The following is a 13,061-nucleotide window of genomic DNA, read 5'->3' as shown; positions in this document are numbered from 1 at the left end:
ATTATCTGCAACGACCAAGGCGTGAACCCGTGGTAGTGATTTTGTCGCAATCTTTTTTGGTGACTTTCTTCTCGGCGCTGCTTGCCACCGTCGAATCGGCGTCGGTATCACTGACCGATGCGCAGCCACTCAAACCTAATACGGCAACGGGCAGCAGTATCGCAATCCATTTTTTTAGCATTTCATTCATCCCTGATTAAATAGTAATTTTGGCCTTTGGTATTAGCATACAACCCAGAGTGGTTAAGCTAATGAATAAACGAGCGTGGCACAACGCTACAAACGAGCCTAACTAGGTAAATACACCTTTTTACTGACGTGCACTCGCCGTGTGGCTAATACGCCTAAACAGAAGCTATCGCGTTAACAAGAGCCGCATCGTCCAAAATCAGATGAAGAAAAGACTTAAGCACGCTGGTTACCCGTTAGCCCACAACCAAGCCAAAGCCCAAAAACAGTTTATTTCAAATCCCGTCTTGCACTTATTTACATGACTCGCTAGCTTGAACATGTCCATGCTGCATGATTGTTTCCTTTCATTTGGGCGCTCCTAATGACTCACCGAAACAATGATAAAAATAACAATAGGCGCTTAGCTATGTGGCAAAAACTCAAACCCTATCAAGACTCTATTGTGCTGCTCAGCGCATTATTACTCGGCGGCATGATCGGCATCTATTGGCCATCCTTGGCACTCAAGCTCAAGCCATTAGGGCAAATCTTTTTAAATCTGTTGTTTATGATTATCGTGCCCTTAGTGGCGATCAGCGTGACTTCGTCGATAGCCCGCATGACGGACTTAAAAAAGCTCGGGGCAATTTTAGTGTCGATTATGGGCGTCTCGATTCTGATGGCGATTATTCCCGCCGTCAGCATCACCTTACTGGCACTGATGTTTGATCCAGCCCAAGGCGTGATCCTCGACCTTAATCAAACCGTTAGCGATACCTCAGGAAAGATGGATTTTGTGGCGCTGCTGACCACCAATGACTTTTCTGGATTACTCTCCAAATCCAATATCTTGGCGCTTATCATCATGTCGGTGATTGCCGGAATCGCCATAGGTCAATCGGGGGAAGATGGCCGTAAAGTTTCGGCACTGCTCGACAGTTTTAATACCGTGATCATGAAGATAGTCGCCATTATTATGCTGGCTGCCCCCGTCGGCCTTGGTGCTTACTTTGCCTCCACCATGGCGAGTCAAGATCCGCAGCTTGTGGTGACCTTTGCCCGCGCCGTAGGATTATTTTTAGTGGCCTGTTTTATCTACCTCACCGTCGGCTCCACCTTTTATGCCTGGCTTGGCGGCGGCATGCACGGAATTAGACAATTTTGGCGCCACGCCCTAGAACCCGCAGTGACAGCATTAGGCACGACTTCATCCCTCGCGACTCTGCCAGTCACCTTAAGGACGGCGCTGAAGATGGGGATAAAACCCGAAATCGCCGATATCAGCCTGCCGCTGCTGGTGAATTTGAATAAGGGCGGCGCATCCATTATCACCGCACTGAAGATTGTGTTTATCTACTCTCTGCTCGGTTTAGATTTCACGGTCGATGTGTTTATGGTGACCATACTCATTTCCGTCCTGTCCGCCTTCATCATTGGCGGCGTGCCGGGCGGCGCCTTCCTCGGGGAGATTTTTATCGTCACCACCTTAGGATTACCAATGGAAACCATCCCCATTCTAGTGGTGATAGGCGCCATTACCGACGCACCTTCCACCGTGATAAACGTCGTCCACGATCTCAATGCCAGCCAGATTGTTGAACGCCTCAATCGCAAAAGGCTTGAGCCATAGAGCTATCATTGCCGAATAATTGACAACGAAACTTATCTGACTAGAATGCCAAACCATTGAAAAAGAGCACATTTGTGCCGAGTAAAATCCGCTATGCTACCGGAGTGCCAGAACGCTGAGTCGAACAAGCGAGTCAGCCATATGGAAGCGATGCGGTTTTTCAAACATAAACAATGGAGTGGTTATGCGTTGGTTGGTTTGGTTAGTTGTGTGTGGGTCTCTCACTGGATGCGCAGCGGTAACGTCGAGAATGGGAGCAGATTCAACCTGGGGTCATTCATTTTCTAGTGTGCAAACGGCTGTCGATAATGGCGAGGAGTGTGTGGTGATATCCGCGATATCCGCTCCGCCTCTACTGCTGTTTACCATCCCACTGACACTGGTGGATATGGGCGGCTCACTGGTGGTCGATGCAGTGATGCTACCCGTCGATTTGGCGATCACCCCAAGCAATCCTGCGCTTCGCACCCCGCGCTCTATGTTCTGCCGCTATAACTACAGCATTTAAGCACATTCGCCACCCATAAATTACCTTAGCCTCAACCAGTGAGGCTAAGAGTTAACGTCCCATCGACAAAGGGGAGCAACAAGATCGCCTTAGCGCACCCCATTCATAGCCGCTTCGAGCAAGCCCTGTTCAATCCGTTAACGATGGGCTTTTATCACCTCCAGCAATTTCGCGATATCGGCTTCATCGTTATAGATATGTGGCGATACGCGTATTCCTAAACTACGGGCATCGACACTGATATTCGTCTCCGCCAACGCCGCCATGATGGGTGCTTGGCGCTCGCCAAATTGCAGGATCAAGGTGCCACTGCGCTTATCGGCTTCCCGTGGCGAGACCAACTCACATTCCAATGTTTGGACGACTGTCTCCATCAACTGCAAGTTATGTTCACGCATCGCCAATGAACCAATATTGGCAAAATATTGAATGCTGTGAGCAGCAATGGCATAGGGCGCGATAGAAGGTGTGCCGCCCCAAAACCGCAGCGCAGTTGGGTGATAGCGGAAATCATGGATATCAAACTCGAAGGGGTTTTCATGGCTAAACCAACCCACATCCTGCGGCTGACACTGGGGCAAAATCGCCGGATTGACCCACAGATACGCAGCACCGGGGCCAGAGCATAACCATTTAACACTAGAACCAATCATAAAGTCCGGCTGTAGCTTGGCTAAATCCAGCGGCAGAATCCCAGCTGATTGCGCTACATCCACTAGGCTCAAGCAGCCACGCTCACGGGCAAGGGGAATGATCTGCGCCAATGGCGCCTGCTGACCCGTATTGGAATAAGCATGGCTAACAAAGACTAAATCGACATCGGCACAAATATGCGCGTCCCACACATTGGGGTCGGTGACATCTAAGCCCTTGGGAATAAAGCGCAATTCACAACTTGCGGGCAATGCCTTTTTCAGGGCAAACCCCATGCTGGGAAAATCAATCTCGCTCATCAACACCACGGCGCCATCGCGATTTAATCTATCCTGTGACATCACCAACTTGGTCAACGCGCTCGATAGATTCACCTGCGGGCAAAAATCCCGTGGTTGACCGTTGAACAACTGCGCCAAGGCTGAGGTGAAATTATCTATCACCCCTAACCATTGGCTCCATGGCTCGCGGCCAGACTCTTGCCATGGCGCAAAAAACACCTGCTTAAATGCCTGTTCGGTCGATTTAAGTGGTCGTCCCACCGAATGGTTAAGTAGATAGCCTGGGCCTGCGAGGCAAAAGTCCTGTTTTACATTTAGCAGCATGGCCTTACCTTAAACTGTCTTTGAGTTTCTTCAGATCGTGATAACGGGTGCGAATATCGTGTCGCAACACCGCGGCGCGTCTATCCCTTAAGCGCTCGAGGGAGCCGAGCAGCACATGCAATGGTGGACCACTGGCGGTGACCTTGGCTAAATGTTGCTGCTCCATATTCACCGAAGGCTCGGCAATGTATTTAGTCACCAACTCATTGTGGTGTTGAATGGCGGTTTCGCCATGCAATTCACAGACTTCGATAAACAGCTTGAGGTTTTCCTGATACCAATCCTGCTGCACGCAGGCCTTGGATTGTAAAAAGTCATCCATCAAATTCGGACGGCGCATACACTCCCGCAGGATTTGTTGATCCTCTGGCATCATGTATAAAAACTTATCCACCAGCATTTGCGAATAGGCCGATTCGTTGGCAAAACATAGACCTAGAGTTAAATCGATAACGTTAATTCCGGCAAAGTCGCCAGCATTGGCGCCGCGATACACCACAGAGCCAACCCGATAGGGTTTGTAATAGGGGCGCACGCAATAGAAGAAGCGGTCGGTATCTAACCGCTTGAATAACTGCTGGTTTGACTCAATCACATCCTGCAATGCCTGCTTGGCGACCCGCAGTAAATCGTGGCTAATAGGATGAGAGATCCCCAAGGGCTGAATTTTTAATAAGGCATCGCTGGCACGCTTATAGGCCAAAATGCCCTTAGTGTTGTAATCCACAAACAGCTTCTCGTCGGGCAGATCGGTAAAGCGTTTGTAGATACCATTGTGGGCACGGTTATGGGTGGTTAAATGAGCAGTAGCAAAGCGCGGCGTCACGCCGATGGAGGCGCCGATATGCATAGCGAGCGCCGAAGCTTCTACCAGTGGCGAAGTGGTTTCCCGTGTCGGTTCGGTAATTTCATGGCGACGGCAGGCGGCCATATACAGGCCGACATTCCCCAGCAGATCGAAGGCACTGTCGAACCCTTCATCGGTATTGCCTTCATCGAGCAGCGCCTTAATCAGTTCGCGCCCTTCGCTTTCTAGTGTTTGCTTAAGCTCGGTGCCGATATCTTGCACATTGGCACGGTCGCTCTGCTGGTAATAAAGATGTTCGAGCTGGGAGTTGAGTTCCACAAAGCGACTGCGGATCCACTCATCGAAGGCTTCGGTGTTATAGGTGGCAGGTTTCACTTGGACATCCTTGGAAATTGTTATGGTTATTTTTACCGGAGCAAGTACTGATAGACGCATTTTTACTTGGCTACTGGCGTCTTTAGCGTATCCGAGTTAACAAGAATGCAACTTCTGCTCGCGCGTTTCTAGCGCTAGCTCAAATTTATGAAAAATCCAATGCCACTTTTTATTTACACCTTGCGCCAGCGCAAGTTCTCAAATCCAATCCCCTCTCACAATAGCGCCAAATACAGCTAGTTCTAATGCAATTGTGCGGCAGGTTCCGCAGGGGTGAATCAAATGATTTTAATGGAGTTTATTGTCGTACTCGGCTGTTTACTGCTCGGTACCCGCTATGGTGGTATGGGGCTAGGGCTAATTAGTGGTATTGGCTTATTTTTACTGACCTTTGTGTTTGGTCTCGCCCCCGGACAACCGCCGGTACAGGTGATGCTCACCATTCTTGCGGTGATCGGCTGTGCCTCAGTGTTACAAACTGCAGGTGGTTTAAATGTGATGATGCAGTTTGCCGAGCGTTTACTACGCCGCCACCCACAATACATCACCATTCTGGCGCCACTCACCACCTGGACCTTAACCTTTTTATGCGGAACCGGCCATGTGGTTTACACCATGTTCCCGATCATCTCCGATATCGCCCTGAAGAAAAACATTCGTCCAGAACGCCCGATGGCGGTGGCCTCGATCGCCTCGCAAATGGCGATTTGTGCATCTCCGGTGTCGGTCGCCGTGGTTTCTATGGTATCGATTTTGGCGGCGCAGCACGGCGTCGGCCATGCCTATAGCATGCTGGAAATTTTAATGGTGTCCGTACCCGCCTCCCTTTGCGGCGTGTTAGTGGCGGCACTTTGGAGTCTGCGTCGTGGTAAAGATCTAGATAAGGACGAAGAGTTTCAGGCGCGAATTAAAGATCCCGAACAAAGGGCGTTTATCTACGACAAGAGCGAGACTCTGCTAAACCAAACCTTTCCTAAGGAAGCCTATTGGGCAACGGGGATCTTCTTTACCGCAATCGCCGCCGTGGTGTTGCTCGGCTCCTTTAGCGAACTGCGGCCTGTGTTTGAGGTGAAGGGTAAGCTGGCGCCGCTATCGATGAACTTAGTGATCCAGATGATGATGTTGATCGCAGGTGCTTTTATCTTAATGAGCTGCAAAGTCAGACCCACAGAAATTGCCAATGGCCCAGTGTTTAAAGCCGGCATGGTGGCGATTTTCTCGGTATTTGGCGTGGCTTGGATGAGTGATACTTACTTTATCAGCCATATGGACGTGCTGAAGGAAAACCTCTCCCATGTGGTGCAAAACCAACCTTGGACCTATGCCTTAGTGCTGTTTTTAATCTCAAAATTGGTCAACAGCCAAGCGGCGGCGCTCACGGCTATCGCGCCCATGGGCTTGGCCTTAGGCGTCGATCCTAAGTTGTTGATTGCCTTTTTACCCGCGAGCTATGGTTACTTTGTGCTACCTACTTATCCAAGTGATTTGGCCTGTATCGGCTTCGACCGAACTGGCACCACCAAAATTGGTAAGTTCATCATTAACCACAGCTTTATTGTTCCAGGATTGATCGGTGTGGGTACGGCGTCGACCGTCGGTTATCTGCTGGCGACCACCTTACTGTAAGCACGGTTTGAAGCGATAAAACACATAAGGCCGATAATGTGAAAGCATTATCGGCCTTATGATTGAAACGGAACGAGGACTAAGCGCGATACATGGCGAGAAACATACGGATATTGGCATCGATAATATCTTGTTGGTACTCGTCATGGCTTTTCATATGGAACAATTTAGGCCAAAAAGCGAATGCCTTAAACATGCCCCAAAACTGAGTGGCCGCCAGTGGGATATTATCGATTTTCAACGCCTTATGGGCTACAGCTCCGGCAAGCCACGCCTCTAATCCACCCTCTTGCTTGGCCAATCGTTCCATGGCCTCGGTCGCTTGGATGGGTGAACGAATAAACTCAGCCATCACCACCCTTGCCACGCGCAGGAAATCCGGTTGCTGATACAACTCCCAGCAGCGGCGAGCGATATGTTGCAATTGAGACTCGAGGCTTTGCTCGGGATTAAATGCCAAGGTGGCCGCTTCTTTGGTGCGTGCCCACAGGTCACTTGTTGTCGCCTCGAATAACACTTCTTTGCTGGGGAAATGATTGTAAACGGTGCGCTTGGAGACATTGGCGCGCTGGGCAATTCTATCCATGCTGGCGCCGGCAAAACCATTGACCATAAATTCTTCCTGTGACGCGTCGAGGATCGCTAAACGCTTCAATTGGGAATGTGTCAGTTTCACTGCTTTTTCTGCCATTGCGGTACGCCATCAAAATATTTGCCGATATTTTACACTATTGAGTTTACTTTTGCACAACCTTGAGTAAACTACACTGTGTAGTTTACTTTCATCAAGTTTACAATGCGACTCAAAATCACCTTGGCCCTACTGCTACTCGGGAGCGTTATTATGACCTTAGATCCCAATATCATTGAAACTAGCCCATCGGAGGGTCAACGCTTTCGTAATGAAGCGCCAAATACTCACAGTGGTGAAGGTAATTTACCAGCCATTTTATGGCGTTATGTCACTGAACGCATTCCCGATAAGAGTCCAAACCAGCCGCTACCGATTCAGCCCATGCGGCTGCCTGCCACGGCTGATGACACACCTATGCTGTATAAAATCAGCCACTCGACCGTGCTGTTACAGTTAAATGGTCAGTATTGGTTAACCGATCCCGTGTTTTCGAAGCGTGCCTCACCCAGCCAATGGTTTGGCCCAAAACGTTTCCATACTTTGCCGATTGAGCTCGAAAACATTCCAGCGCTCGCTGGGATTATCTTGTCCCACGATCATTACGATCACTTAGACAAGCAGAGCGTGTTGGCACTCGCCGCGCGCACTCAAAAATTTATTGTGCCACTGGGCGTCGATAAGCATCTTATTGGCTGGGGCATTCCCAAGGAAAAAATTGTCGCCCTCAACTGGTGGCAAGCAACCGAGCACCAAGGTGTGCGCTTTACCGCCACCCCAGCGCAACATTTCTCGGGCCGTGGACTTAGGGATAAGAATCAAACCCTGTGGGCTTCTTGGGCCATTCAATCCCCTAAATTAAATATCTTTTTCAGTGGTGACTCTGGATATTTTGATGGCTTTAAAAAGATTGGCGATAAACTTGGCCCCTTCGACCTCACCTTAGTCGAAACTGGCGCCTACGATGAGATGTGGGCCGATATCCATATGCAACCTGAGCAATCGCTGCGGGCGCATTTAGATCTACAAGGCCAATACCTTATCCCAATCCACAACAGCAGTTTCGACCTAGCGCTGCACAGTTGGTATGAACCCTTAGAGCGGATCGCCGCAGCGGCGAAAGCCTATGCAGTCCCTCTGCTGACCCCTGAGTTTGGTCAAGGGATTAATCTCAATGAGTTAGCCCACAGCCCAGCGCTCAATCAAGGGTGGTGGAAGTCATACTTACCCAAAGACAGGCCCGAGTTTGAAGTGGTTCCAGTCAAACTTGCCTCCAACAAATAATCATAGCCGATGCCTCCTTAGCGGCACTTAACCATTGCGCCGCTAAGGATCTCCCCACCAATAGCCCAACGAAAGTATTAAGCTCCCTGCAAACCGCCAGTACGCCTAGACGTTTTTAGCGACAACAGCATACAATCCGACCTTGTATCCTGCTGAATCAATTTATCTTTTGAGAATGTCGTACTAAAGATGGTCAAAGGTTTTCGTTTATTGCTACTCACAGTAAGCCTAGTCTGCGGCCTTGGTTATCTCGGCTACCACGGGCTGACTCGTTATAACTTAAATACCGACTACCAAGTGGGTGATGTGCTCGACTCACTCAATGGCGTCGAGATTTATTATAACGGCGGCGTCAACACTAATGAGGGGCGAAACCTTTCCCTCGACGGCTATAACCTAGGTATCAAATACCAATGCGTAGAGTTCGTTAAACGTTACTTTTACCTGCGTTATCAGCACAAAATGCCCGACAGTTTCGGTCACGCCAAAGACTTCTTTAATGACCTGTTGCCCGATGCGAGCTGGAATGAAAAACGCGCCCTGCGGCAATATACCAATGGCAGCCAAAGCAAGCCGATGGCCGATGATTTACTGGTATTCGCGCCATGGATGTTTAATCCCTACGGCCATGTCGCCATTATCGCTAACGTCACTGAGACCAGTGTCGAAATTGCCCAGCAAAATCCCGGCCCTTTTGCGCCGTCACGGGAGGTGTTTCCCTTAGCACAACGTGAAGGACTATGGTATATCGATGCCCCGCGCACTAAGGGCTGGTTACGCAGGGAAGCTCCCGCGGCCATGATTATCGCGGGAGAGGTTGAGGAGAGCGTTGGGGAGAGTGTTGAAGGAAGTACTGAGGGGAATCCCCAAGCAAACCAACAAGCGACTCCACTTAAGCGCTAAGGTTAGGAGAACAAAAATGGGACTACTCGACTGGCTAAAACGACACCTCAGCCCTAGGGCGAATACGAACTCACAGGCAGCGGATCTCCAAGCGATTTTTAATGGGCCCTTACCTCACCTGCTTTTGCCCAGCCATCAAGTTTATCCCATCGTCACCGCCGCGATGCAGCCCGATCTCGCCGCCTATCAAATACATTGCTTGTTGAGTAACCAAGATAAACAGCGACTCGATGCCTTGCTCGCCGAGATGGCATTCGCGCCTGTTGTTGAACAGGATGCGGCATCGAGTAAGCTGTTGCACCATGCCCAAGGGCAAAGCCATGTTTTTCTACATCAATATGCTGATTTTGCAGGGATCTGCGTGCTACTGATCAGCAATGATATCGCGCTGCTGCAACGGCTAATCGCCTTTAAGGCCGCACCACCTGCTCCTTGGGAAAGCTTTCCCGAGGTCGATCCTGACACGCTCGGCAGTCTGCAGGGCAATATTGAGTTTTGGTGCGATACATTTTGGCGGCCTTACTGGTTATCACTCAGTGAAGCCGAGCGCAGCCAGTATCCCGCTAATTGGCACGAATTCAGTGAGTTTCACTAACAGCGTTATACCGAGGTCAAAATGAAGCTCAAATTTATCGCTCTTGTTATCGCACTTTTTATCCTCGCAGGATGTTTAGTGCCAGAACAGCCCGTCATCCCAGTCAAAGGCGCTAGCGATAAGGATTGGAATAGCCAAACCTTTTGGTATGAACCCTGGGGCAGTTCAGGCACCCACAAAGGCATTGATATTTTTGCCGCAGCCAATACGCCCGTGATCGCGCCAACGCCACTGTTACTGCTGTACAAAGGGGAGTTTTTTAAGGGCGGCAAGGTGGTCGTGGGACTCGGCCCAAAATGGCAAATCCACTATTTTGCCCACCTCGGTAGCATTAACAAATCGGCAGGTTTATTTGCGGGGCGCGGGGATGTGCTCGGCACCGTCGGCACCACGGGAAACGCCCAAGGCAAACCGCCCCATTTGCACTATTCCATTGTCAGCCTATTGCCTAGACCTTGGCTGATAGACACTTCCACCCAAGGGTATAAGAAGGCGTTTTACTTAAATCCAATCGACTATTTAGACCCTAAGTAAAGGGTTGGTCGGTTAAGCATTCTCGTTGGCAACAACCTCAGCGGGCTGTTCAAAGGGTTGTGTCATCTCAGTTTCTGCCGCGATGGCCTGCGCTGCACGCTCGGCTTTAGAAACATATTTAGGCTTATTGCTGCTATGCAACTTGGCATTGGCTTTTTTCGCCTTCTGTTTAAGCGTTTCGTTAATCTTCTTTTTGCGGTTCATATGGGCACCAAGGCGAGAAAAAGGTCGCCATTATAAGCTTCCTTCGACGCGGCAACAAATCGGGGGCTCAGCCTACAAACAAACCCTCAATCTAAATGCACCTATTTGTTAGCCGAATCACAACTCTTAAAAATTGCCACTTTTCCCACGCATTTTATTTACAACTCGACTAGACAAGCCCAATTCACTTCCTTAAAATCGGCGACAATAAAAATCGTTATCATTTGCAATGTTGTTTAACGGAATAGTCTGATGCCAAGGATATCGGTGTAGCAAATTCACTCGCCCTTAGCAGGAAGTTATATGACGTTCAAAACCTCGTTTGTTGCCCTCGCCGTATTTGCGGCCCTCACCCAGTCTGCCGTCGCTCAAGAAACCCCTGATACGGGAACGAATAAGAATAAAGACATCGAAAAGATCACTGTCACCGCGAGCCGCATGGATAAATCGCCAAGCTCTATCCCCAATACAGTGACTATTATCGACCGCGTGCAACTCGAAGAGCAGTTCCGCACCACTAAAGATTTGTCGACCATTATCGGTAACTTAGCACCTAGCTTTTCACCCAGCCGTCAGAAGATGAGCAACACGGGCGAAACCCTGCGTGGCCGTCCGCCCTTAATCATGATCGATGGTGTGCCCCAATCTAACCCGCTGCGTAGCGGTGGCCGCTCAGGGCAAACAATCGACCCTGCGATGATCGAGCGTATCGAAATTATCCACGGTGCTAATGCGATGCACGGCTTAGGCGCTCAGGGCGGCATCATCAACTACATTACCAAAAAACCAACGGGCGATAACCAGCACGTGGTTAGCTTCGATGCCACTGTGCCCGATTCGCTCAAATCTAACGGTGTGAGTTTCGGTGCCAGCTATGCGTTTTCGGGCGAATCCGATCTGATCGATATGTTGGGTTCGGTGAGCTATCGCAATAACGGCGTGTACTACGATGCAAACCACGATGTGATTGGTGTGGACACGACGCAAGGCGAGTCTATGGACAGCCAGAGCAAGGACTTTTTTATCAAACTCGGCCACAACTTTGCCGAGTCGCGCTTAGAGCTGATGGTTAACCATTACAACATGGAGAACAATGGCGATTGGATGCCGGTGAAAGGCGATATCACCACTGGTAAACCGACGGGCGCAATCGAAGAAAAACAACCTTGGGAAGCGGCCAATAACCAAGTCACGACAACTAGCTTAACTTACACCCACGAGAACATTGCCGGCCAACAGCTGAGTGTCCAGCTATTCAATCAGGACTTCGAGGCAGTGTATGGCGGTGGCTGTAACAAGACCTTCTACGACCCTGCATTGGCAAACAACAGTAACTTAGTGCAATGCGAAGGCCCTAAAGGTGAAAGCTGGTACTATGAGCAATCGCGCAACTCTTCGGTCAAATGGGGCTTAAAGACCTCGTTGATTGCGAAAAATATTGCCGATACGGGTATTGATGCCGCCTATGGTATCGACCTATTCCGCGATACCACAGAGCAAGCTTTAGTGCAGACAGGTTTATCATGGGTTCCTGAAAGTACCTATGACAACTTCGCACCTTATTTGCAGTTAGATTATGATTTAATTACCGATCTTACCCTATCGACTGGCGTACGCTACGAGCATGCTAAGCTCAATGTCGATGACTATAAGACGCTCTACGGCGCGGGAAATAAAGAAATTGAAGGGGGCGAAGCGAGTTTCGACGAAACCCTATTCAACATAGGTATCTCCTACAAGATCACTCCAGATATCCGCGTTTACACTAGCTATAACCAAGGCTTTGGTATGCCAGATATCGGCCGTATTCTGCGCGACGGTAACAGCTTCCCTGGAGCAAACCCAAGTATCAGCGACTCCTTATCCCTTGCACCTATTGTGACGGATAACGTGGAGTTTGGCGCCGATTACCAAGGCGAATACTTAAGCGCAAAAATTTCCTACTACCGCTCAGCCACGGATTACGGCGCCCGTTTAGCCTTAAACAGCGATGGCTTCTACGACGTTAAACGTGAGAAGAGTGTGATTGATGGTATCGAAGCCAATATCACCGCTTACCTGACCAGCAACGACGATCTGGGCATGAATCTGGCGATCCAGCGCGGTGAATACGATTCGAATGATGACAACAAAACAGATACCGATCTCGATGGTGCCAATATTTCACCAAATCGTATCAACCTGTTCTGGACCCATAATTTCGATAACGAGATGTCGACGCGCGTACAGGCAAACTACTTTATGGACCGTGACTTCGAAGATGCCACAGGCGAGAAATATGCCGAGTTTGATGGCTATACGACTGTCGATGCGTCATTCTCTATGCCGCTCTACACTGGTACCTTAACCTTAGGCGTGCAAAACCTGTTTAATAAGGATTATTTCAACTACTACTCACAAACCATGGGTACAAATGATCGTTATTTCAAAGGCATGGGTCGCACTGCGACTATCGGCTATACAGTGGCATTCTAATTAGTACGCTAAATTTACCGTATAAAAAAGCGCAACCTAGGTTGCGCTTTTTTATTGG

General features: G+C 49.5%; 13 protein-coding genes. 8 read left to right on the top strand and 5 right to left on the bottom strand.

Annotated features, from left to right (window positions below):
- Position 1 precedes the first annotated feature (1 nt).
- Positions 2-181, bottom strand: coding sequence for a hypothetical protein (locus M0415_RS18065; RefSeq protein WP_220057066.1), 180 nt, complete (start codon positions 179-181; stop codon positions 2-4).
- Positions 182-598: 417 nt separating this feature from the next.
- Between M0415_RS18065 and M0415_RS18060 the strand changes: the two genes are divergently transcribed.
- Together M0415_RS18060 and M0415_RS18055 are read left to right on the top strand one after the other, a co-directional pair.
- A complete protein-coding gene (locus tag M0415_RS18060) occupies positions 599-1,801 on the top strand; it encodes a dicarboxylate/amino acid:cation symporter (protein WP_249553123.1) in 1,203 nt (400 codons plus the stop codon).
- A gap of 184 nt (positions 1,802-1,985) precedes the next feature.
- Complete coding sequence (locus tag M0415_RS18055; protein ID WP_342190836.1) at positions 1,986-2,309, top strand: YceK/YidQ family lipoprotein; 324 nt, start codon at positions 1,986-1,988, stop codon at positions 2,307-2,309.
- 137 nt (positions 2,310-2,446) lie between these two features.
- Here the strand turns inward: M0415_RS18055 and M0415_RS18050 are convergent, their stop codons facing one another.
- Positions 2,447-3,568, bottom strand: coding sequence for an aminotransferase class V-fold PLP-dependent enzyme (locus M0415_RS18050; protein WP_249553119.1), 1,122 nt, complete (start codon positions 3,566-3,568; stop codon positions 2,447-2,449).
- A 4-nt stretch (positions 3,569-3,572) separates the two neighbouring features.
- Positions 3,573-4,751, bottom strand: a complete 1,179-nt coding sequence (locus M0415_RS18045) for a PrnB family protein (RefSeq protein ID WP_249553113.1) — start codon at positions 4,749-4,751, stop codon at positions 3,573-3,575.
- Between the two features lie 282 nt (positions 4,752-5,033).
- Between M0415_RS18045 and M0415_RS18040 the strand changes: the two genes are divergently transcribed.
- Positions 5,034-6,377 (top strand): anaerobic C4-dicarboxylate transporter, encoded by a 1,344-nt coding sequence (locus tag M0415_RS18040; RefSeq protein ID WP_249556564.1) that lies wholly within the window; start codon positions 5,034-5,036, stop codon positions 6,375-6,377.
- 79 nt (positions 6,378-6,456) lie between these two features.
- Here the strand turns inward: M0415_RS18040 and M0415_RS18035 are convergent, their stop codons facing one another.
- Positions 6,457-7,068 (bottom strand): TetR/AcrR family transcriptional regulator, encoded by a 612-nt coding sequence (locus tag M0415_RS18035; RefSeq protein ID WP_249553111.1) that lies wholly within the window; start codon positions 7,066-7,068, stop codon positions 6,457-6,459.
- Positions 7,069-7,221: 153 nt separating this feature from the next.
- On the opposite strand from M0415_RS18035, the gene M0415_RS18030 reads away from it, so the two are divergent.
- The 4 genes from M0415_RS18030 to M0415_RS18015 all read left to right on the top strand — a co-directional run bounded on the left by M0415_RS18030 (position 7,222) and on the right by M0415_RS18015 (position 10,324).
- Entirely contained in the window at positions 7,222-8,292 is a 1,071-nt protein-coding gene (locus M0415_RS18030) for an MBL fold metallo-hydrolase (RefSeq protein ID WP_249553108.1), read from the top strand.
- A 189-nt stretch (positions 8,293-8,481) separates the two neighbouring features.
- On the top strand, positions 8,482-9,195 hold the full coding sequence (locus tag M0415_RS18025) for a CHAP domain-containing protein (protein WP_249553105.1): 714 nt from the start codon (positions 8,482-8,484) through the stop codon (positions 9,193-9,195).
- Between the two features lie 16 nt (positions 9,196-9,211).
- Positions 9,212-9,790, top strand: a complete 579-nt coding sequence (locus M0415_RS18020) for a hypothetical protein (RefSeq protein ID WP_249553103.1) — start codon at positions 9,212-9,214, stop codon at positions 9,788-9,790.
- 21 nt (positions 9,791-9,811) lie between these two features.
- Complete coding sequence (locus M0415_RS18015; protein WP_249553102.1) at positions 9,812-10,324, top strand: M23 family metallopeptidase; 513 nt, start codon at positions 9,812-9,814, stop codon at positions 10,322-10,324.
- Positions 10,325-10,336: 12 nt separating this feature from the next.
- Here M0415_RS18015 and M0415_RS18010 read toward each other — a convergent pair whose 3' ends face one another.
- Positions 10,337-10,528, bottom strand: coding sequence for a DUF2986 domain-containing protein (locus tag M0415_RS18010; protein ID WP_249553094.1), 192 nt, complete (start codon positions 10,526-10,528; stop codon positions 10,337-10,339).
- A 303-nt stretch (positions 10,529-10,831) separates the two neighbouring features.
- Here M0415_RS18010 and M0415_RS18005 point away from each other — a divergent pair, with 303 nt between their 5' ends.
- Positions 10,832-13,003 (top strand): TonB-dependent receptor, encoded by a 2,172-nt coding sequence (locus M0415_RS18005; protein WP_249553092.1) that lies wholly within the window; start codon positions 10,832-10,834, stop codon positions 13,001-13,003.
- The last annotated feature ends 58 nt before the right edge of the window (positions 13,004-13,061 follow it).

This window comes from Shewanella sp. 10B (genome assembly GCF_023475885.1).
Taxonomy (GTDB): Bacteria; Pseudomonadota; Gammaproteobacteria; order Enterobacterales; family Shewanellaceae; genus Shewanella; species Shewanella mangrovisoli.
Note: the sequence above shows the minus strand (reverse complement) of the source record. Positions and strands in the feature narration are given on the sequence as shown.

Coding starts and splice junctions, on each gene's coding strand:
- M0415_RS18065 (WP_220057066.1), bottom strand. CDS start 181: ATGCTAAAAAAATGGATTGCGATACTGCTGCCCGTTGCCGTATTAGGT.
- M0415_RS18060 (WP_249553123.1), top strand. CDS start 599: ATGTGGCAAAAACTCAAACCCTATCAAGACTCTATTGTGCTGCTCAGC.
- M0415_RS18055 (WP_342190836.1), top strand. CDS start 1,986: ATGCGTTGGTTGGTTTGGTTAGTTGTGTGTGGGTCTCTCACTGGATGC.
- M0415_RS18050 (WP_249553119.1), bottom strand. CDS start 3,568: ATGCTGCTAAATGTAAAACAGGACTTTTGCCTCGCAGGCCCAGGCTAT.
- M0415_RS18040 (WP_249556564.1), top strand. CDS start 5,034: ATGATTTTAATGGAGTTTATTGTCGTACTCGGCTGTTTACTGCTCGGT.
- M0415_RS18035 (WP_249553111.1), bottom strand. CDS start 7,068: ATGGCAGAAAAAGCAGTGAAACTGACACATTCCCAATTGAAGCGTTTA.
- M0415_RS18030 (WP_249553108.1), top strand. CDS start 7,222: ATGACCTTAGATCCCAATATCATTGAAACTAGCCCATCGGAGGGTCAA.
- M0415_RS18025 (WP_249553105.1), top strand. CDS start 8,482: ATGGTCAAAGGTTTTCGTTTATTGCTACTCACAGTAAGCCTAGTCTGC.
- M0415_RS18020 (WP_249553103.1), top strand. CDS start 9,212: ATGGGACTACTCGACTGGCTAAAACGACACCTCAGCCCTAGGGCGAAT.
- M0415_RS18015 (WP_249553102.1), top strand. CDS start 9,812: ATGAAGCTCAAATTTATCGCTCTTGTTATCGCACTTTTTATCCTCGCA.
- M0415_RS18010 (WP_249553094.1), bottom strand. CDS start 10,528: ATGAACCGCAAAAAGAAGATTAACGAAACGCTTAAACAGAAGGCGAAA.
- M0415_RS18005 (WP_249553092.1), top strand. CDS start 10,832: ATGACGTTCAAAACCTCGTTTGTTGCCCTCGCCGTATTTGCGGCCCTC.